Source organism: Exiguobacterium sp. s11 (genome assembly GCF_018619015.1).
GTDB lineage: Bacteria > Bacillota > Bacilli > Exiguobacteriales > Exiguobacteriaceae > Exiguobacterium_A > Exiguobacterium_A indicum.
In genome coordinates this window covers 887,167-908,337 of record NZ_JACSNF010000001.1, presented here as the reverse complement: position 1 = coordinate 908,337, position 21,171 = coordinate 887,167, and the positions used below count along the sequence as shown (strand labels likewise).

Annotated in this window: 19 protein-coding genes and 1 other annotated feature; of the genes, 9 read left to right on the top strand and 10 right to left on the bottom strand. The window is 45.9% G+C overall.

Going from position 1 to position 21,171, the window contains the following annotated elements:
* The first annotated feature begins 44 nt into the window (after positions 1-44).
* From KNQ12_RS04945 to ccpA, 4 genes are all read left to right on the top strand, one after another.
* On the top strand, positions 45-614 hold the full coding sequence (locus tag KNQ12_RS04945) for a DUF948 domain-containing protein (RefSeq protein WP_055968785.1): 570 nt from the start codon (positions 45-47) through the stop codon (positions 612-614).
* The gene (locus KNQ12_RS04940) at positions 611-1,147 is read left to right on the top strand and encodes a YtxH domain-containing protein (protein WP_214746621.1); all 537 of its coding nucleotides are present in this window, start codon (positions 611-613) and stop codon (positions 1,145-1,147) included. Before KNQ12_RS04945 ends, KNQ12_RS04940 begins: the two co-directional genes overlap by 4 nt.
* Before the next feature lie 199 nt (positions 1,148-1,346).
* Positions 1,347-2,432, top strand: coding sequence for a bifunctional 3-deoxy-7-phosphoheptulonate synthase/chorismate mutase (locus KNQ12_RS04935; protein ID WP_023469069.1), 1,086 nt, complete (start codon positions 1,347-1,349; stop codon positions 2,430-2,432).
* Positions 2,433-2,590: 158 nt separating this feature from the next.
* A complete protein-coding gene (gene ccpA, locus KNQ12_RS04930) occupies positions 2,591-3,601 on the top strand; it encodes a catabolite control protein A (protein ID WP_023469068.1) in 1,011 nt (336 codons plus the stop codon).
* 53 nt (positions 3,602-3,654) lie between these two features.
* Here the strand turns inward: ccpA and KNQ12_RS04925 are convergent, their stop codons facing one another.
* The 4 genes from KNQ12_RS04925 to KNQ12_RS04910 all read right to left on the bottom strand — a co-directional run bounded on the left by KNQ12_RS04925 (position 3,655) and on the right by KNQ12_RS04910 (position 6,989).
* On the bottom strand, positions 3,655-4,410 hold the full coding sequence (locus KNQ12_RS04925; RefSeq protein WP_214746617.1) for a FixH family protein: 756 nt from the start codon (positions 4,408-4,410) through the stop codon (positions 3,655-3,657).
* 105 nt (positions 4,411-4,515) lie between these two features.
* Positions 4,516-5,709 carry an acetoin utilization protein AcuC gene (locus KNQ12_RS04920; RefSeq protein ID WP_214746614.1) on the bottom strand — a complete coding sequence of 398 codons (1,194 nt, stop codon included), beginning with the start codon at positions 5,707-5,709 and terminating at the stop codon, positions 4,516-4,518.
* Complete coding sequence (locus KNQ12_RS04915; protein WP_023469065.1) at positions 5,706-6,338, bottom strand: acetoin utilization AcuB family protein; 633 nt, start codon at positions 6,336-6,338, stop codon at positions 5,706-5,708. The genes KNQ12_RS04920 and KNQ12_RS04915 overlap by 4 nt, the downstream gene beginning before the upstream one ends.
* 18 nt (positions 6,339-6,356) lie before the next feature.
* The gene (locus KNQ12_RS04910; protein WP_023469064.1) at positions 6,357-6,989 is read right to left on the bottom strand and encodes a GNAT family N-acetyltransferase; all 633 of its coding nucleotides are present in this window, start codon (positions 6,987-6,989) and stop codon (positions 6,357-6,359) included.
* A 146-nt stretch (positions 6,990-7,135) separates the two neighbouring features.
* Between KNQ12_RS04910 and acsA the strand changes: the two genes are divergently transcribed.
* Both acsA and KNQ12_RS04900 read left to right on the top strand, forming a co-directional pair.
* Positions 7,136-8,839, top strand: a complete 1,704-nt coding sequence (gene acsA / locus KNQ12_RS04905; RefSeq protein WP_058264716.1) for an acetate--CoA ligase — start codon at positions 7,136-7,138, stop codon at positions 8,837-8,839.
* A 197-nt stretch (positions 8,840-9,036) separates the two neighbouring features.
* A complete protein-coding gene (locus KNQ12_RS04900; protein WP_214746611.1) occupies positions 9,037-9,585 on the top strand; it encodes a hypothetical protein in 549 nt (182 codons plus the stop codon).
* A gap of 125 nt (positions 9,586-9,710) precedes the next feature.
* Here KNQ12_RS04900 and KNQ12_RS04895 read toward each other — a convergent pair whose 3' ends face one another.
* Positions 9,711-12,227 carry a transglycosylase domain-containing protein gene (locus KNQ12_RS04895; RefSeq protein WP_214746608.1) on the bottom strand — a complete coding sequence of 839 codons (2,517 nt, stop codon included), beginning with the start codon at positions 12,225-12,227 and terminating at the stop codon, positions 9,711-9,713.
* Positions 12,228-12,375: 148 nt separating this feature from the next.
* Positions 12,376-12,580: a binding site (T-box leader), on the top strand.
* 56 nt (positions 12,581-12,636) lie between these two features.
* Between KNQ12_RS04895 and tyrS the strand changes: the two genes are divergently transcribed.
* Positions 12,637-13,884, top strand: a complete 1,248-nt coding sequence (tyrS, locus tag KNQ12_RS04890; RefSeq protein WP_174316490.1) for a tyrosine--tRNA ligase — start codon at positions 12,637-12,639, stop codon at positions 13,882-13,884.
* A gap of 45 nt (positions 13,885-13,929) precedes the next feature.
* On the opposite strand, the gene KNQ12_RS04885 is transcribed toward tyrS, so the two are convergent.
* The 3 genes from KNQ12_RS04885 to KNQ12_RS04875 form a co-directional block, all read right to left on the bottom strand.
* Positions 13,930-14,457: a biotin transporter BioY gene (locus KNQ12_RS04885; RefSeq protein ID WP_023469060.1), complete on the bottom strand. Its 528-nt coding sequence runs from the start codon at positions 14,455-14,457 to the stop codon at positions 13,930-13,932.
* A 153-nt stretch (positions 14,458-14,610) separates the two neighbouring features.
* Positions 14,611-15,210, bottom strand: a complete 600-nt coding sequence (gene rpsD / locus KNQ12_RS04880; RefSeq protein WP_023469059.1) for a 30S ribosomal protein S4 — start codon at positions 15,208-15,210, stop codon at positions 14,611-14,613.
* Positions 15,211-15,443: 233 nt separating this feature from the next.
* Entirely contained in the window at positions 15,444-15,929 is a 486-nt protein-coding gene (locus KNQ12_RS04875; protein ID WP_023469058.1) for a GAF domain-containing protein, read from the bottom strand.
* 223 nt (positions 15,930-16,152) lie between these two features.
* Between KNQ12_RS04875 and ezrA the strand changes: the two genes are divergently transcribed.
* Both ezrA and KNQ12_RS04865 read left to right on the top strand, forming a co-directional pair.
* The gene (ezrA, locus tag KNQ12_RS04870) at positions 16,153-17,859 is read left to right on the top strand and encodes a septation ring formation regulator EzrA (protein WP_064299501.1); all 1,707 of its coding nucleotides are present in this window, start codon (positions 16,153-16,155) and stop codon (positions 17,857-17,859) included.
* A 67-nt stretch (positions 17,860-17,926) separates the two neighbouring features.
* Positions 17,927-19,486, top strand: a complete 1,560-nt coding sequence (locus KNQ12_RS04865; protein WP_214746605.1) for an amidohydrolase — start codon at positions 17,927-17,929, stop codon at positions 19,484-19,486.
* On the opposite strand, the gene KNQ12_RS04860 is transcribed toward KNQ12_RS04865, so the two are convergent.
* Together KNQ12_RS04860 and KNQ12_RS04855 are read right to left on the bottom strand one after the other, a co-directional pair.
* Complete coding sequence (locus KNQ12_RS04860) at positions 19,478-20,245, bottom strand: MerR family transcriptional regulator (protein ID WP_214746602.1); 768 nt, start codon at positions 20,243-20,245, stop codon at positions 19,478-19,480. The genes KNQ12_RS04865 and KNQ12_RS04860 overlap by 9 nt on opposite strands.
* Before the next feature lie 90 nt (positions 20,246-20,335).
* Positions 20,336-21,151 carry an NAD kinase gene (locus tag KNQ12_RS04855; protein ID WP_023469054.1) on the bottom strand — a complete coding sequence of 272 codons (816 nt, stop codon included), beginning with the start codon at positions 21,149-21,151 and terminating at the stop codon, positions 20,336-20,338.
* Positions 21,152-21,171 lie beyond the last annotated feature (20 nt).

Sequence of the window (21,171 nt, the reverse complement as noted above, 5' to 3'; positions counted from 1 at the left end):
AACTATCAACAAAAGACTATGCAAAAAAATTGGAGGCAAGAACCATGGAAATCACATTAGGCGGAGTCGCCGGATTAGTCGCTGCGATCGCATTCGTAGTGCTCGTCATTTTCCTTGCCCGTGTATTAGGTGCTGCGAGTAAGACGCTCAACAATGTAGCCAACACGACAGCAGGACTTGAACGTCAATTAGACGGTATCATGATGGAGACGACAGCGTTGTTACATAAGACGAATCGTCTGGTCGATACGATTGAAGAAAAAACAGAATTGCTTGCACCTGTCGCAAACTCGATCGAAGAACTTGGTACGTCTTTAAACAAAGTGACAGATTCTGTCCGGACAGTATCCGATACGGTCGCTGGTGCGGCGGATACGAATAAAGAACAGATTGCGCAAGCAGTCCGTTGGGGTTCGGTCGCTGTAGAGTTATTTAAGAAAAATAAACCGGCAGAGACTACGGTTCAAAATCATTCGACGGCAACGACGACGGTCGAGAAAAAGCCACGTCGTCGATTCCGGAAAAAGGCAGAGGCGCCGGTCACACCGGAAGTCGTGTCAGTACCGGACGTTGAAAGCATTCCAGATGAGTTGAAGGGAGATCGTAAATCATGACGAAACAACATCCATATCAAGCGCAAGATTCTTCTAAAGGAGGAGGCTTCCTTGTCGGAATCATCGTTGGTGGATTGATTGGTGCTGCGGCAGCTCTCCTTTCTAGCCCAAAATCAGGTCGTGAAGTACGCAATCTGATTGACGAGCGTACGGCTCCTGCCCGTCAACGTTTGACGGAACAGACACAAGTCGTCCGCGAAAAAGCGGAGCCACTCGTAGGTGAGTGGATTCAACTAGCGAAAGATAAGGCAGCACCTGTCATTGAAAAAGCGAAGAACAATTCAACGGTTCAAGAAGCGGCACAATATGCGGGCTTTGAGAAGGATCAGGCAAGCATCGATGCTGCTCTCGCGGAAGCGGAGCAACTCGTACGGGACATTGAACGTGAAATCGGCGACGAAGTCGATGGGGCGTCTGTTGCAGAAGAAATCGACACGGAGACGGTCGTTGAACTTTCGGAGTTACGTGAACAGTTAGCAGACGAACAAGAGGAAGACAATGATCCACAGTCTGATGTGAATCATAAGAAATAATCAATACATGAGGAGCTCTCATCATGAGGGCTCTTTTTCTATGTTTCCTTATAGAGGAAACATCAAAAAATTATATGAAAAAACGTAATTTATTTTCATATTTTAAGAAATCATGCAGCTTCTTTATGTACAACAGGGAAAGAGTTCGCTATAATTAGTTGCTATTACGAGCTATATGCTGATTAGGGAGTGGTAGGACATGGATCAACATGCAGAATTAAAAAGATTACGTGATGAACTCGATTTAGTGAATGCAGAATTATTGGAATTGATGAACAGACGAGGTCAAATTGCCGTTGAAATCGGAAAAGTCAAACGAGCACAAGGGCTTGATCGATACGACCCTGTTCGAGAACGTCAAATGCTCGAATCAATTGCCGCTAATAACCATGGACCTTTTGAAACAGGACGCCTTCAGCATGTATTTAAAGAAATTTTCAAAGCTTCTCTCGAATTACAAGGAGAAGATCGGACTCGGAAATTACTCGTATCACGGAAACAAAAACCGACGAATACGATCATCCGGATTGGAGATGCCGTCATCGGAGACGGTTCACAACAATTGATCGCTGGACCGTGTGCGGTCGAGAGCGAAGAACAAGTATTTGAGGTCGCGGAACAGCTCGCGAAACATGGCGTGAAGTTCATGCGAGGCGGAGCGTACAAACCACGTACATCGCCTTACGACTTCCAAGGTCTAGGACTCGAAGGTCTAAAGATGTTGAAAAAAGCAGCGGACGCGCACGGTTTGCATGTCATCACTGAAATCATGACACCGAGCGCCGTTGAATCTGCTTTACCATATGTCGACATCATCCAGGTCGGCGCACGCAACATGCAAAACTTCGATTTACTCAAAGAAGTCGGTCGGACGAATAAGCCGGTTCTTTTAAAACGAGGTCTTTCTGCAACGCTCGAGGAATTCATGTACGCGGCTGAGTACATCATGGCGAGTGGTAACGATCAAGTCATCTTATGTGAGCGTGGTATTCGGACGTATGAACGTGCAACACGGAACACGCTTGATATCTCAGCAGTTCCGATTCTGAAGCAAGAGACGCATCTCCCTGTCATGGTCGATGTCACGCACTCGACAGGACGTAAGGATTTACTCTTGCCAACAGCAAAAGCGGCATACGCGATTGGGGCAGACGCTGTCATGGTCGAAGTCCATCCGTTCCCAGCACTTGCGTTGTCTGATGCGAATCAACAACTCGATTTCCAAGAATTCGATACGTTCATCGAAAACTTGACGACTACCTTTCCGGCACTAAACGTTCAATGATTTCCGAAAAAGGGTAACCTAAAGCGAATGAAAACGTTTTACAATGAAGGAAGAATGGGAAAAGAAAACTATCTTTTCCTGTCTTCCTTTCGTGTTGCCTAAAAATGAAAACGAAATGAAAACACTTGAGATGGATCATACTAAAGGAGGAATTTGTTTTGAATAGTAATATTACGATTTACGATGTCGCGCGAGAGGCTGCTGTTTCGATGGCGACCGTATCGCGTGTCGTCAACGGAAACCCGAATGTCAAACCATCTACACGAAAGAAGGTCCAAGACGCAATCGAACAGCTTGGTTATCGTCCAAACGCTGTTGCCCGTGGACTGGCAAGTAAAAAAACAACGACGGTCGGTGTCATCGTGCCCGATATCTCGAACATCTTCTTTGCGGATTTAGCACGCGGGATTGAGGATGTCGCGACAATGTATAAATATAACATCATTTTATGTAACTCCGACCAAAACCGGGAAAAAGAGATTCATTTGCTCAATACATTACTCGGAAAACAGGTGGATGGAATCATCTTCATGGGTGGACGTTTGCATGAGGATCTCGTTCGTGAGTTCAAAACATCACCGGTTCCGATCGTTCTTGCTGCGACGTTGAATCAAGATTATGATCTTCCTGCCGTCAATATCGATTATGAGAGTGCTGCGCACGATGCTGTTAAGTCTTTGATTGACCGTGGACATGAACGGATTGGATTCATCACTGGACCACTCGAACAGCAAATCAATGGTGAAAAGAAATTTGCGGGTTATCGCCGAGCACTCGAAGAAGCAAATCTTCCGTTTAACGAGCAAAATGTCGTCCTTGGAAACTATACGTATGATTCAGGAATGAAGGCGATGAATCAATTGCTTGAACTTGGAGAAGATTGCCCACGCGCGATTTTTGCTGGAACGGATGAGATGGCTCTTGGTGTCATCCATGCCTTACAGGATGCGGGACACCGTGTACCGGAAGACTTCGAAGTCATCGGACACGATAACACACGTCTTGCAACGATGATTCGTCCGAAACTGACGACTGTCGTTCAACCGATGTATGATATCGGAGCAGTCTCGATGCGTCTATTGACGAAAATCTTGAACAAAGAAGAAATTGAAACGAACGATGTCACGTTACCACACCGGATCGAACAACGGGATTCGACACGTCCTTAATCGAAAAAACGTCTCTTCTCTCAAGCAAGCTGCTTGAAAAAAGAGACGTTTTTTTATTTCGCGACGGTAATAAGTTCATCTTGGTGATGGTGGAGTTGGTCATTTTCGACATGGAGTCGAACCGTCGTCTGACCAAGTGCAGTCAATGTCACTTTCCCGCTGTAAGCATCACCCTTTTTTTCTAGAGGAACGTAGTTATGCTTTTCAATGCCCGTTTCAATGACTTCCACTTGTACGTTCGCTTTTAGCGGTTTCCCATCGAGGAAAACATGAAAGGAGACGGGAAGTGCAGCACCGGCTTTCGCTTTTGTTGCGCCCATGTAATGGACAGACAGACCGTCGACGGCTTCGTGATCATGTCCATGCTCGTGCGATGCTTCCTCTTTTTCATGTGAATGATCCATGACAACGAATGAGATCTTATCCATATGATGGAGTCCCTTTTTATCATTGATATGATACAGTCCTTCATATTCACCTTCAGCAAGCTTAGCTTCTGCTTGATAAGAACCGGTCTTTTTCAAGGCTGCCTTGAACTTTTGATGGGCACCGTCTTGTTTTCCGGCTTCCCAAACTTCAAATGTCACGTCCTCAAGATTGACTGGTTTCTTTTGTTCGACAGCTGACGCTTTAAAAACAACTTTATCTTCTTCCATTGTCTTGGCTGGAACATTGACGTTGACCTCGACCGTCGGTTTTCCTGACCCTTGCATGTTATCGTGATCCATTGCCTGTTTTTCATTGCCGCACCCTGCGAGTACGATCCCCGTCGATAGAATAAGACCGGAATAAAGCCATGCCTTTTTCATGATGATTCCCCCAACTATTATTCATTTACTAAGTAAAAATTCCATATTTAGTATAGCAACAAGTTGTGAACTCCGAACGAAATAAATGTGAAGATATAAAGTCGATTAATCAACGGAGTAAGGGGAAGTCGCAGTCAATTGTTTTTTACGCTCATCGCTCACGAACGGCCAAATTAGTCGTTTGACGGTCTCCCAATTTTTTTCTTCGATTTCAGGTCGTCGCGGAATGGCGGGATAGAGTGGGGATGGATCATGCCAGTGTGTAGGTGGGGTTGTTTCTTGTCCACTCCAACGTTCTTGCCATGAAACAGGAATCTCTCCGTGAAACGGAGCTTGTCCGGTCATGGCAGCGAAAACTTGACTCCACGCGCGGGGAACGACACGATACCAGTCATAGCCACCGCCTCCTAAAGCAACGATTTTTCCATTCGTATATTTATTTGCTGCAGCGACGGCGATTTGAGGGATCTGCTCATAACTTTTCATCGTTAAGGATAAATGAGTCAATGGATCAAGCGCGTGTGCATCGGCACCATTTTGCGTAATGATGAGATCCGGTTGTAACAATTCACAGGCTTCAAAGAGTGCCGTCTCATAAGCGAGTAAAAACGAATCATCTTCCGTAAAGGCGTCCAGTGGCACGTTCCAGCTAAATCCATATCCTTCTTCAGACCCTCGTTCCGTCACCATTCCCGTTCCTGGAAACAAGTAGCGACCCGTCTCATGGAGAGACAATGTCATGACGTCCTTTCGATTATAAAAGGCCCATTGTACTCCATCGCCATGATGCGCATCCGTATCGACATAAAGAATTTTACAGTGATATTTTTCAATCATGGCTGCCATGGCGACAGCGGTATCGTTATAGACACAAAAACCAGAGGCACGCCCACGGAATCCGTGATGCAATCCGCCACCGATATGAAAGGTCCGTTTATATTGACCAGATAAGACGAGGTCACATGCTTCGATCGTGCCGCCGACAAGGAGAGAAGCGCCCGAATGCATCCCTTGGAACAAAGGGGTGTCTTCTGTCCCGAGACCATACATCTGTGCCTTCAGAGGCGTTAATGCTCCGGTCCCGGCTGCTTTGACGGCAGCAATATAATCCTGATCATGAACGAGTGACAATTCTTCATCAGTCGCATGACGTGGCGCGATACAAGGAATGTCATCTAATTGATGCATCGCTTCAAGCAAGGAAACCGTTAACTCGAGGCGAATCGGATTGAATGGATGTGTCTCCGAAAACCGATAAGTCGCCTCTTCAGGACTGTACAGATAGGCAAAATCCTTCATCTGCTCACATCCGGTCCAAGTACATCGAATCCTTCTTTGCGCAACTTTTCGATGATCCGAATCGGATTCATCGTCTGGACACGAAACGCAACGATCCGGACATACGGATCGTCTGTTGGATATACGAGTACATTTAAGATATTGATATTCGTTTTGGCAAGCAGTGCGGCAATCTTTGCTAATGTTCCAGCAGTGTTCTCAACACGGATTTCGATTTGAGAACTTGGTTCGAGTGCACCTGTCAATTGAACGAATGTTCGCAACAAATCCGTTTCCGTGACGACACCGACAAGGCGTCGACCGCGGACGATTGGCAGACACGTCAATCGGTATTCATAAAACAGCACAGCCGCATCTTCGAGAAAATCGAGCGGATGAGCCGTGACAGGACTTTCAATCATGATGCTTGAGACCGGATACTGTAGGTCTTGTTTTGCTGTATCCGGATGAAAGATACTACTTGCGCTTTGAATTTCCTTTAATCCGACAAGACCGACGAGTTCATGGCGGGCATTGACGACAAGAACATGACGAATCTGATGACGTTGCATGAGTTCGACCGCATGCGCGATGGAATTCGTCGGTTGCATCGTGATGCACGTCGTATTCATGATTTGTTCGATTAACATGACGATTCCTCCTCGAGCTCAGTCATACATGAAGCGTCTTCTCAAGCGTAGCGCATCAAAATGAGCGACGACTTCAGGTGAGACGTGTTTTCCGATACGTGCCATCAGGCAGTTGGCAGGATGGGAGGCGATTTCCGGATCGTCGGTCGGGAAGAAGACAAGACCACCATGGTTCATCATCTTCTCCATGATCTTTCGGTAATCCCAGACCGATAGTCCGCTCCCTTTTAGGTCCCAATGCCAATAATATTCAGTCGTTAAAATCAAATAGTGTTCCATAGCAGGATCGAGCATAGAGATTTCAAGCAATTTTTTACCGATCTGTTGTCCGCGGAACCGAGAGGAGACTTCGATCGCTCCGAGTTCCAAGATGTACGGATTGTTTCCTTCGCTCCACGTTTCGTAAGGGTCAGGGTATAAGTAAGTCACATAACCGATGATTTCCGTTCCTTGACGAGCGACGATGATCCGTCCTTCCTCAAGGTCTGCGATCTCAACGAGTGCTTGATGTTGTTCAGCGGGTGGACGAAAAGCCGTCAACCCTGAATCGAGTGTATACGTTGCTAGTGTTTGACTCGGTACGGGACCTTCGATGTCAACGGGACCGAGTGATGTTTCATGCGTCCGATGATTGAATTGTTTTTCAAACATGTAAGCGTCACCACCTTCCTATTCATTATAGACGAAAGCGCTTGAGCAAAGAGAGGGATTTTTTAACAAATTGACGGCAAATAGATTGAACTGACGGATAACTAGCTTATAATAAAGAGGAAAACATAGAAGGGGAGGAACGAGACATGAAAGTTTTGAAAGCGCTTCCGGGGAAGCATTGGTTAGCAGAGTATGATGAAACGAACACGTACGACTGGAAAGATGCTGAGCAGTACTTTTCATGGGCGACAACGGGGAAAGTCAACATGGCTCATGAAGCAATCGACCGCCACGCAGAAGGCGAGCGAGCGAACAAGGATGCGCTGATCTATTTCGATGGAACGACGGAACAACGATTCACATATGCAGATATGAAACGATTGACGAATAAAGCGGCAAACGTATTAGTCGATGCAGGGGTCAAAACGGGTGACCGGATTTTCATCTTCATGCCACGTTCACCGGAATTGTATTTTGCCTTGCTTGGCGCACTGAAAGTAGGCGCAATCGTCGGTCCGTTATTTGAAGCATTCATGGAACAAGCGGTCCGTGATCGCCTGCTTGATTCTGAAGCGAAGTTACTCGTGACGACGAAGGCACTGCTCCCACGTGTTCCAGTTGGGGAACTGGAATCACTTGAAAAGGTAGTACTTGTCGACGAAGATGTCGAAGAATCGGACACATTACTCGATTTCCGCAAAGCGTTCGAGCAAGCATCCGATGTATTCGAACCGGTCTGGCTAGATCGTGAAGACGGATTGATCCTGCACTACACTTCAGGATCGACAGGAAAGCCGAAAGGTGTGCTCCACGTTCAAAATGCGATGATTCAGCACTTAATGACAGGTCGCTGGGTACTTGATCTCCAAGAAGATGATATCTACTGGTGTACGGCTGACCCGGGGTGGGTCACAGGAACAAGTTACGGTATCTTCGCTCCGTTCTTGAACGGGGCAACGAATATCGTCGTCGGTGGACGCTTCAATCCGGATTTCTGGTACAGTGTCATCGAGAAGTACAAGGTAACAGTTTGGTATAGCGCACCGACCGCTTTCCGGATGTTAATGGGAGCTGGCGCGGATGTTGCGAATCATCATGATCTCTCAAGTCTTCGTCATGTATTGTCTGTCGGCGAACCGTTGAACCCAGAAGTCATTCGTTGGGGCAAAGAAGCGTTCGATCAACGGATTCACGATACATGGTGGATGACGGAGACAGGCGCGATGATGATTTGTAACTACAAGTCGATGGACATCAAACCAGGATCAATGGGAAAACCAATTCCAGGAACTCAGGCTGCGATCATTGATGATCAAGGAAATGAGTTACCGCCATTCCGGATGGGTAACCTTGCTTTAAAAACACCATGGCCATCGATGATGCGTCAAATTTGGAACAATCCACAAAAATATGAATCATACTTCTTCAAAGGATGGTACGTTTCAGGAGATTCTGCCTACATGGATGACGAAGGTTATTTCTGGTTCCAAGGGCGTGTCGATGACGTCATCATGACGGCTGGAGAACGGGTTGGTCCGTTTGAAGTCGAAAGTCGTCTCGTCGAGCATCCAGCTGTCGCAGAAGCTGGGGTCATCGGGAAACCAGATCCAGTCCGCGGTGAAATCATCAAGGCGTTCATTGCCTTGCGTGATGGTTACGAGCCGACAGATGAGCTAAAGCAAGAAATCCAAGCATTCGTCAAAGAAGGGCTTGCTGCTCACGCGGCACCGAGAGAAATCGATTTCCGGGATAAATTGCCGAAGACACGAAGTGGTAAAATCATGCGCCGTGTTCTAAAAGCATGGGAGTTAAATCTCGAAACAGGGGATCTCTCGACGATGGAAGATTAAACTTAAAAACAGTTCCAGTAAAATGCAGAGATTAGTAAGTTCAAAAAGTTCTATTATGGAAATTTTATCCCCCTCAAGTAAGGGGGATTTTTTATTACAAAATTTTTAAAAATAGATGATAGAAAGTTAAAAGAGTTCTTTTATGTTATAATTTTACTGAATTATTTTTCCAATAAAAGAGTAGGGAGATGGTTTGTTTGGTTAAAATCAAGACTTTAAAATCTGGTTTAATTCTTTCCACCGTTCTAACTGTATCTTTAGGCGCACAAAGCTTTGCAAGTGCTGATTCAGGGAGTTCAACTCTACCTACAAAAGATTCGGGATTACATGCTATGTATTACAAAATGTATGCTCCAAAATCTCAAACTAAATACAAGCAATTTAGCGTGGCGATCCAAAAAGTAAATAAGATTAATAAAGACAACAATAAATTAATCTTGTACGGTGGCTTAGTAGCTGGAGGAGGAAATCTTGTTACTCAAGTTAATAGTATAAAAAACATGCCTTATGTTGGAACGGCATTAAAGGCTGTGACATCAGGTGGAACTGCAATGGCTTTAGTTGGTACCTATGGAAAAATGACGTATTCTAAGTTTAAAAAAGATAGTTTAATTATGCACAAAACTTATTTCAAATGGACAAACGCTTCCAGACTAGAATATTCTGTAAAAATAGAATCCTGGGCGACGTATAAAGGTAAACCAGTATCTAAAGTAAAAGTATCAACCTTCTCTAAGTCACTCTAAATTAAAACTTTCAAAATGAGGTTGTAATATAATCCAGTTTAATAAACGAAAGACCCTCGAAACGAGTAGTCGTATCGAGGGTCTTTTCCTATAAAATCAGTTAGTTGTGTTCCAGCTTCTTTTTATTAGTTTTCAGAAGTATCGTCTTTCTTTTCATCTTGCTTTTTCTGTTGTTCTTGTTGTTTCTGTACATCTGCTTCTTTTTTCTTAGCCTCAGCTTCCGCTTTCTTCTTAGCCTCTGCCTCGGCTTTTGCTTTTTCCTCGGCAGCACGTTTTGCGTCTTCCTCTGCTTTTTTCTTCGCATCTGCTTCAGCTTGTTGTTCGTTTTGTTGATCTTCTTGTTTCTGTTCTTCCGCTCTATTTGCTTCTTCTTCTGCTCGCTTAGCTGCTTCTTCTTTCTTTTTCTCAGCTTCCGCTTTTTTCTTCGCCTCTTCGGCTTTTTTCTTTTTATCCTCTTCTTTGAAACGACCACTGTTCTTAAAGTCATTTGCTGTTACAGAAGATGGTTGTGTGAAGCGAGCACCTGATTTGAAATAGCTGTTGTTAGCACCATATGCTGCGTTCGCCATTTGTGACCACAGCGTCTGTGTGCGTTGATAATACGTCGTCGGACCGATAAGTGAGTTGTTTTGGTCATGCCCTGTCCAGACGGCAAGGGTCACACCAGGTGTCGAACCAACGAGGTAAGAGTCTTTGACATCATTGGTCGTACCGGTTTTACCTGCCCAGTCTCCCGGAACATTCAATCGGTCTTTTGCAAATGTTGCCGTACCTTTTGTGAAGACACCGCGCATCATATCAAGCGTCAAGTAAGCCGTTCGTGGTTCGTAAATTCGTTTTTTCTTTGGTTTTGCTTTATAAATGTTTTTTCCGTCTTTCGTGATTTTCGAAATGACGTATGGTTGTACGAATTCACCATAGTTCGCGAGTGTTGCGTAAGCACCAGCAAGTTCGACTGGTGTGATCTCCATCGTTCCGAGTGCAGCCGAAGGAGCATAACGAATCGCATCCGGTACTTCTACGCCCATATCGACGAGTTTTTGAATCGAGTTCGACATGTTCATCTTCTCGTAAATCTTAACAGCAGGTACATTTAATGAGAGTTCAAGTGCGGTGCGAACCGTCACGTTCCCACGATAACGACCGCCTTCGTTCTTGATTGGGCGATCACCTGGTTGACGTGGTACGGTCTGGTAGTAATACTCTTCGTCATTGACGGTCGATCCCGGAGTAATTAAACCGTTCTCGATACCATTTGAATATACGAGAATTGGTTTTGCTGTCGATCCGATTTGACGTTTGGCTTGGAATGCCCGGTTGAAGTCATCCGCTTTCCCATCCATATAGCGCCCGCCGACGAATCCAAGGATACGACCTGTTTCATTTTGAACCATGACCGCTGCTGTCTCTTCGGGATCTTGTTTCGAAACGGTTTTTTTCGTTTTTGGATCCACGACTTGTTTGTACTGCATGCTGCCAGGGAAGTTTCCATTGTTCTTCGCAGGTTGTTGCATGGATTCATGAATTTTCTTATCTAGCGTCAAGTGAACTTTGTACCCACCTTGACGGAGAGCAACCAGTGCTTGATCCTGGTAGTTTGCTCGAACTTCTGCTAGTTCAGACGGTTTGACTTCATCTTCTTTAATTCCATCTTGTTTCATCAAGTACTTCGTCATGATTTTCGTTGCTTCACGCTCTGCTAAGTCGTAGACATACGGATATGTGTCACGTGAACGTTTCGATTGTTTCGCAAAGTCTTTCGTAATATCGTACTTGATCGCTTTTTCGTATTGTTCTTTTGTGATGTTTTTTGCGACATACATCCGCTTCAAGACGGTTTTCATCCGATTGATACTTGGTGTCAAATCTTTCTTGACGACGCCACCTTGAAGGTACGGTGTGTAATAATAAGGGTTTTTCGGAATGCCGGCGAGGAAGGCTGCTTGTGGTAATGTCAGCTTTTTCGCTGATTTATTAAAGACACCTTGAGAAGCCGCTTCAATTCCAGCAATGTTACGTCCGAGTGAATTTCGACCAAATGAGACGACATTCAAATAAGCTTGAAGAATTTCGTCTTTTGACATCGCATTCTCGAGGCGTAGCGCTAAGATGATTTCCTTTGCTTTGCGTTCGAACGAGACTTCATTCGTCAAAATTTGGTTTTTAATTAATTGTTGAGTCAACGTACTTCCGCCAGTCCGTGACGCGGAGTTTGTCAGCTCTTGCAAGACTGCACGCAATGTTGCTTTTGGGACAACACCATCATGCTGATAAAAATCAGTATCTTCAGTTGATAAGACGGCATCTAATAAATACGGAGAGATATTTTTAATGTCGACAGGCTGACGTTCTTCATCAGTAGAGACGTTCGTCAATTTCTCGCCGCTTCCCCAATAAATCTGACTCGTTACTGCATAGCTATTGACTTGTTGTTTCATTTCCGTCAATGGAGGGGCTTTCGTACCTTTGACAAGGGAAGCGAAGTATCCGCCGGCAGCTCCGACAGAAAAGCTTCCAATGAGCAACACTGCTATGATGAGGAATAAAATGATGTTCCATGAAACATCGTATGTGATATTCGACCAGTGCCGAACGGCTTTCGTCCGGGGGTGATTCCAAAACTTGGACCAGTTCTCGCGCATAAATGATCTCCTTTGCATCTTAAACTTAGGTGTAAATTAATATTAAATCACAGATAGACGTATTATACCATAAATCCATTGCTTAATTTTGGCTTGACAGCGGATTCGCCTTCGACGTATCATGAAACCATCTTATTTTCATATGATACGTTAAACAGTGATCGGAATACAGTAGTAAGTCACTCCCTGTGACAGAGACCTAGTGGTGCTGCGAACTAGGACACAGTGAACTTATGAATTACGCTTCCAGGAGTTTCTTGAGAAATCAAGCGGTCCGTCCCGTTATCGACGAACCAAGTGGTCCTTTTTAAAAGGGCAATCAGGGTGGTACCACGGAATCTTCCGTCCCTTCGTCTTAGACGAAGGGACGGTTTTTTATTGTTAAAAGTGAACTTTAGGAGGAGACACAATGACGTTATTAGAGGATTTAGAATTTCGCGGTTTAATTAACCAGATGACGGATGAAGAAGGATTGAAGACATTACTCGAGACACCAACGACACTTTACACAGGATTTGATCCAACAGCGGATTCACTTCACATCGGACACCTGTTGCCGATCTTAGTCTTAAAACGATTCCAACAAGCAGGACACCATGTCGTAGGTCTCGTTGGTGGAGCAACGGGAATGATCGGAGACCCGAGTGGTCGCGCAACAGAACGTTCGTTGAATACATCGGATATCGTCGAAGAGTTCGCGAATCGGATTAAGGACCAGTTGTCACGTTTCTTACCACTTGAAGGAGAAAACCCGGTCACGATCGCCAATAACCTGGACTGGACGAAAGATTTGACGATCATCGATTTCTTACGCGATATCGGAAAACACTTCCCGGTCAGCTACATGCTTGCGAAAGACTCTGTTGACTCACGCCTTCAAAACGGGATCTCATTCACTGAGTTCTCATACATGTTACTTCAATCGTTTGACTTCTTGAAACTCTACGAAGACAAAGGATGCCGCCTTCAAGTCGGAGGTAGTGACCAGTGGGGGAACATCACAGCAGGGATGGAATTGATTCGTCGTGCGGGTCATGAAGAAAAAGCATTCGGATTGACGGTACCGCTTGTTACAAAAGCAGACGGTCAAAAATTCGGTAAGACAGCAGGTGGTGCGGTTTGGTTAGACGCTGACAAAACGTCACCGTACGAGTTCTACCAATTCTGGTTCAACGTTGACGATCTTGACGTCATCAAGTTCTTGAAATACTTCACGTTCTTAACGCACGAAGAACTCGACGCGCTCGCAGAAGAAGTCAAGGCAGCACCAGAGAAGCGTGTCGCGCAACGTCGTCTCGCAGAAGAGATGACAGTTCTCGTCCATGGTGAAGAAGGGCTGAAACAAGCGCAACGTATTACGACGGCACTCTTTAGTGGAGACATTAAATCGTTGCAAGTCGAAGATATCGAAGATGCGTTCAAAGGAATGCCACGCTTTACACTCGGTGAAGCGACAAACCTCGTCGACGTTCTCGTTGAGGCGAAGATCAGTCCGTCAAAACGTCAAGCACGTGAAGACGTTACGAACGGTGCGATCTACCTGAACGGAGAACGCGAGCAAGATTTAACGAAAGAAATCACGGAAGCTGATGCAATCGGTCGCTTTACGATCGTACGTCGCGGAAAGAAAAAATACTTCGTCGTCGAGCATGCTTGATGATATACGAAACGCTCCCTGCACTTAGATGCAGAGAGCGTTTTTTTAAGCTGTCCGGAATAAACGGAGTGGCAACAAGCGAACGGCGATTGTTGTGGCGATGACGGCTTTGATCGTATCCCATAAGACAAAAGGATAGTTGATCGCAAAGGCATCTTTGAACGATAGATCGAGTACAGCCATTAAACCGAATGTTCCAAGCAAGTAGACTAAACCAAGTCCGAAGACGATCATCCCGATGAAGAGGGGAACGAAGCGACGCGTTTTTTCAGCAACAAGTCCGATGAAGAATCCGGCAATCGGAAAGGCAATCAAATAACCAACGGTTGGTCCGACGAATGGGGCTAGTCCGCCTTTTCCGCCAAGCACCGGTAGACCAGCTGCTGCGAGTAATAAGAAAATCAAGACAGCGAGTCCACCACGTTTTCCACCGAGAATCGCGCTGACCGTCATGATCGCGAGCATCTGGAGCGTGATTGGAACAGCGCCGACAAGTTGAATCTGTGGCAAAGAACTGACGGCTGCGATGATGGCAGCACCAAGGGCGATGAATGTTAAATCTCTTGTTTTCATGAATGAAGTCCTCTTTTCTGTTTGTGTTAACTATTTATGTTTAAAGGTTAACACAAACGGATGAATGACGTCACTCTTTTTTTAAGACCAGGTATACATTTTAGTCATAGGCATAAAAAAAGCACCCACCGAAGTGAGTGCTGGAACAATCGATTAACGTGAGTAGTACTCGACGACGAGTTGTTCTTGGATTTGATCGTTCAATTCAGAACGCTCAGGAAGACGGACGAACGTTCCTTCGAGCTTCTCAGCATCGAAAGTAACGAAGTCTTTAGTTGCTGGAGCAACTTCGAGTGCTTCTTTGATAACGACAAAGTTCTTCGATTTTTCGCGAACTGAGATCGTTTGACCTGGTTTCACGCGGAATGATGGGATATCAACGCGTTGTCCATCAACTTGGATGTGACCGTGGTTGACGAGCTGACGAGCAGCACGACGTGTACGAGCCATACCCATACGGTAAACGACGTTATCAAGACGTGCTTCGAGTAAGAACATGAAGTTCTCACCGTGGATACCAGGCATTTTGCCAGCATCGTTGAAGATACGGTTGAATTGGCGTTCGTTTACTCCGTACATGTGACGAAGTGTTTGCTTCGCTTGAAGTTGAAGACCGTACTCAGATACTTTACGACGGCTGTTACCGTGTTGACCTGGTGCGTAAGGGCGTTTTGCGATTTCTTTTCCTGTTTCAGTAAGTGAGATACCGAGACGACGTGAGAGTTTCCAAGCTGGACCTGTATAGCGAGCCATAATAAGACTCCTCCTTATTGTTCGTTATTATTTGCATAAAAATAATAACGCCATCAAACCCACATTACGCCCATTTCATGATGTGGCACCCTCGCTTGATAGCAAAGTTACACGATGCCCCTCCGGTTATTCACCGAGTCATGAAATGTGATACGTAAGCGATTTGACCGCTATCGTTATCATTTCTGCACTTTTACAAGTATACGGTGTGGACAATCGACTGTCAATCAGAATTACAGATGGCGAAGCAGTGTCGTACAGAATGCTTCTAGACCAGCTTGATCGACTTCGTCAAAACGGTTGAATTCTGGGCTGTCGATATCGAGGACACCGATCGTTTGTCCGTCTTTGACGAGTGGAATGACGATTTCTGAATTCGAAGCCGCGTCACATGCGATGTGACCTGGGAACTGATGCACATCTTCGATTCGTTGTGTCGTCTGTTCTGCTGCGGACGTTCCGCATACACCACGACCAAATGGAATACGGACGCATGCTGGAAGTCCTTGGAACGGTCCGAGGACGAGTTGGTTTTGCTCCGTATCCGTCAAATAGAAGCCGACCCAGTTGATACGATCGAGGAACTGGTTGAGCAACGCGCTCGCATTCGATAAGTTCGCGACTTGATTGTCTTCTCCCATTAATAGCGCATCGAGTTGTTTTGATAGCATGTCGTATTGTTTCGTCCGGTCACCTTCATATGTCTTTGTTTCGAACATAATAAAAATTCCTCCCGTGAAAAGTGTATTTTTCTTAGTTTAACGAGTTTTCGCGTAGCTGACAAACAATTGATTTTTGGAAAAAGGATTCAAAACAGCGGAAGAAATCAGGAAAAGCCTTTGTAAATCTATGCAAAACGGTTGCGCTATACTATTATAAGGATAAGATTATTGCGATTTAGAGAAAATCTAAAGTCGTAGGACAGAGTGGAGGTCGTGACAAATGTGGGCATGGGTGATCGGAGTCATCGTCATCGTATTACTCGTCATGCTGTTTAGCATGATCAGTCGAAAAAAATACTACACGAAAATCGATGAACTTGATATGCGCAAACAAGGCATCGTCAGTGCATCGATTCCAAAGGAGTTGCAGGACTTAAAGCAACTACCGATGGCGGGTGAGACGGAGACGAAGTTCAGCTCCTGGCATCAAGCGTGGGAAGAGTTATTAACGGTCCACGTCGCCCAAATCGATGAGACCCTTTACCGGGCGGAGGAAGCGCTCGATAAATATCGGTTCATCGCCGTCAAGAATGACCTCGAAGTAACGGAACAATTGATTGCAGAACTCGAAGGGTTGATCGATGAGATGCTCGTCGAGATGTCGACGTTCAAAACGAATCAATCGGTTCTAGCCGAACTGAAAGCTCAAGGGGAAGCCGATTCAGGGCAAGTTCGGAAATCATTATTGATTCAAGCGAACTCATTCGGTCCGGCGCTTGCGCGTCTCGAAGAACGAAGTGAACAAATCGACGCGCACTGGAATGAGATGTGTCAGTACGAAGCTTCAGGTGAAGTGACGAAGGCGTATGAAACAAGTTTGTTACTCGAGCAAGAAGTAGCAACGACGCGTCAACTCGTTGAACTCGTACCGAAACAATGGAAGATTCTCGCTCATGAATTGCGTCAACGGATTGATCAGCTCGGAGCGGGCTATAAGGAAATGTCATTAGATGGGTATCCACTTGAACCACTCGGTCTCCAATCCGAGATCAAACGGTTCGAGGAACAACGTCTGAGCCTTTCTGAAAAAATCGAAATGCTAGAAGTCGACGGTTTGGAAGAGGCGATTCAACAGTTATCGGCCGATGTGGATCAAATGTATGATACGTTCCGTCGTGAGGTCGATGCGCGTCATCAAGTGAAAAAAGAAAACCAATTCTTGAAACAAAAAGCGCTACGGATGCGTGAACGGATTCATCAATTGGCACAAGAGTTCAGCATCCTACGTGAAAAATATGAAATCTCAGCAGATTTAGGGATTCACTATGAGACAATCCAGCGTGACGAAGAGCTACTGTTTGAAGCAGCAAAAGATCTTGATGAGTCGATTGCCGGAAAAATCATCCCGTTCAGTATGCTCGAAGATCAGATGCGCGATGCGATTCGCCTCGAAGAACAGTTGATGATTCAGTACGAACGCTTTACAGTCGAACTCCAGGCACTTCGAAAAGAAGAGACGGAAGTTCGCGAACGAATCGTCGAATGGCGTCATCAGCTGTCGCAGACACGTCTCCGTCTGAAACGACTCGGATTACCGAATTTACCGGCTGAGGTGGAAGAAGCGCTCCGAAATGCGAATCGTTCACTGCAGACGCTTGAGACACGGTTAGAGGAGTTACCGTTTAACGTTCGATCGATCGTCGCACAAAGTCAAGACGTCCAAGAAACGTTTAAACATGTGCAAGAACGGTTAGATACATTAGTGTTCGAAGTCACGTATGCCGAACGGCTCGTCCAGTATGCGAACCGGTACCGTCGCCACGACAACGAGATACATATGTCGCTGACGATCGCGGAAACGAAGTTCTTAGCGGGAGACTATGAACGAACGATTGTCTTAGCGGAACGTGTCCTAAATGAATACGATCCGGCCGCGATCGAACGTATTAAACGGTCGTGTGCACCAGAAGAAACATTGCACGTTTAAATCAGGATCGACAATTCAGGGTGACCGTCATGGTCACCCTATTTTTGTAAAAAGAGGAGTGAGTGGAATGGGAACACTATACGTAAACGGATTAATTCGAACGATGGCACACGAAGAGGATGTCCATTCAGCGATGTTCGTCGAGAAGACGCGGATCATCGCGATGGGGGAAGAAGGAAAGCTACGCCGCCGTTTCGGTAGACGTATTGATCAGATTCACGACTTGAACGGAAAAGCTGTATATCCAGCCTTTACGGATGCGCATATTCATCTGATCGGTTACGGGGAAGCGATCAATCGTGTCGATGCCTCGCGTTATACGACGCTTGAAGCGTTAGGACAAGCTTTTCTCAAGGCTGAACCAGTCAATGGGATCCATGTGGCAGAAGGCTATGACGAAACGAAGCTTGATCGTGCACCGACGAAAGCATGGCTCAATCAGTTGTTCCCTGATGCACCTGCCTTGTTGAAACGAACAGACCGGCATACAGCACTTGTCAACGATGTCTTGTTCCAACAGCTCGGATATAAAGCGTCGACTGTCATCGAAGGTGGGAAGGTCGGTTTATCGGATAATGGAGAAGCTGACGGATTCTTGTACGATGCGGCGCTTGAACCTTTATATGCGTTACAAGCTGGAAACTTGGAGCGGAATAAAGCGTCCCTTCGGTCAGCGATTAAGAACTTATACCAATACGGCATCATTGCGGCACACACAGAAGACTTGTCGTATCACGGGGATGTCGCGGACATCTTGCAAGCTTATAAGGAAGTGACGCAAGAGACAGGCTTCCATACGCATCTGCTCGTGCATCATCTTGTCATCGATGAGTTCGTGCAACAACAACCTACTTTACCGTCAACGATGTCAATCGGTGCGATGAAACTGTTCGTCGACGGCGCGCTCGGAGGACGAACCGCTCTTCTCGGTCGTGGTTATTCCGATGATCCGACGACACGTGGTATCGAAGTGCATACGCCAGAACAACTCGAACAACTCGTCAAACGCGCACGTAGTTATGGATTCACAGTCGCGGCACATGTCATCGGTGATTTAGCGATCGAGCAGTTCGTACAGGTGCTCGAGAAGTATCCGGCACCAAAAGGGAAACGCGATCGCATCATTCATGCGACGGTCGTCCGACCAGAAACGCTTGCGCGAATTCGGAAGTTACCGGTCTTGATTGACGTTCAACCAGTCTTTTTACTGGATGACGCCGACTTCATCGTCGATCGACTCGGATTGAACCGCTTAGACTGGAGTTACCGTTTACGTTCGTTAGCTGAGACCGGCGCATTATTGTGCGGCGGAGCAGATGCGCCGATCTCTGACCCCGATGTCCGACGGTCGCTTTATGCAGCAACCGAAGGAAAGGCAGGGCGTGTCAATAAAACGAACGAGACGTTATCGATGTTTGATGCCTTGTTGCTCTTTACGAAGAATCCACATCTCGCGACAGAAACACATGGTCGAAAAGGATTGCTCTTACCAGGCTATGATGCCGACTTCGTCATCTTTGAAGAAGACTTCTATCGCTTGCGTGGGGAAGCCATCTTGAATAACCGTTTGGTCGAGACGGTCCAAGCTGGAAAAATCGTTTATCAGGCGGAAGCCGCGTTAGTGTGATGTTTGCGTATAGTGTAAAATAGCTTCCGAATAGAACGTCGATAGTCCGGGGGCATACGCATCGTAATAGGCGCGGAACCGTTCGTCAGACACATACATCTGACCGAGTGAGGCAAAGAGAGATAATGCGCATGGGTAATAGTACGTATCGATGAAATCATGTTGTTCTTTGACGACTTGTTGAACGTCCGGATTCGTTGCCGCATGCCCGTCACGGTAAAGGGTCGTCAAGCGCTGATCGAGTTGCTTATGCATGCTGCTCAGTTGTTCTTTCTCTTTCGGTGTTCGTAATTGTTGTCTTTTTGCACTGATTCGATAAGCGTCAGTGTCACCGTAGTGTTGCTGGACTTCATCTGCATGTTGTTTTTCATGCGTAACGATCTCGTCATGACGCAAACCGCGGAATAATTGTTCGGCTTTCATCGGGAGTCCTCCTTTTAAGGTGAGTAATGTCTGTTCAGCGAGTCGAGCAAGCATTTGATAATGCGAAGCTTTTTTTTGAAGGAGTGCAATCTGCTTTTTCAGTGTCGTATGATGATTGGAATCAGATTGCGTGAGTAATCTTTGGATTTCTGACAGTGGGAAATCAAGAGAGCGGTAGAGCAGGATTTGTTGTAAACGTAAAAGATCCTCTCTGCTGTAACTTCGGTGACCAGCATTGGTGCGCTTTGGCACGAGGAGACCGATCGTCTCATAATGATAGAGTGTTCGTTTTGTGACGCCGGTCAGTTTGGCGATTTCCTGAGTGGAATACATCATTTGTGTACCTCCTTTGATTGGAGTATAAAGGGTGACGTAACGGAAGACGCAATAAAAAAATCTGCCCCGAGGAGGCAGATTTTTTTATTGTCATAAGAACGAGCGTTGAATCTTATGCCAAAATGTATTGTTCGTCAATTTGACGGTTTTCAGTTCTTTTTCAGAAAGCTGGATATCGACTGAATCTGTTCGTGTGAGACTGAGTGCTTCGTTATCCATCCCGATGATCGGATAGTCGTTTCCGTCTTCGATGATGCGTAACGAAAGTTTCCGTCCACGGTTCAGTAGGAAAGCAGAACCGAGTGTCCGGTACCGGTTGTTGTTGACGGAAGCAATTTCGCTGACTTGAAGACAGTGGATCAATGGATCGACGATCGCACCAGAGAGTGACTTGTTATAAGCCGTAGAGCCCGTCGGTGTTGAGATGACCATTCCATCCCCGCGGAATGTCTCAAACAGGAAGTCGTCGATATAGACTTCGATTGCGAGTGATTTGATGATGCTCGACTTCACGGAACATTCGTTCAGACAGAGCATCGGTGGTCCACCGTTGATGGATGCTTCGAGCAGTGGATAACGACGTACTTCGATTTCACCATCCGAGACACGGTTGCCTGTCTCTTTAAAGATCGCTTCGACCGCAGAAAGATCATTGATATCAAAATCACAGTAGAACGAGTTTGGTCCTTCAGCGAATCCAACATAGATCGCATCATCACGGAAACCTGTGAAGCGTGCCGCTTGCAAGAAAGCCCCATCTCCACCAATCGAGACGATGATGTTTGCTTGTCGGTGATCTTGGACAACGTTCAGTCCGTATCGTGTACCGACATCAATCAACTTTCGCACCTGCGTCTCGTGTCTTTGTGTATTTCGGTAGTACAGGTAGACATTATTTCGAGCCATGGTCAATTCCCCCTTGAAAG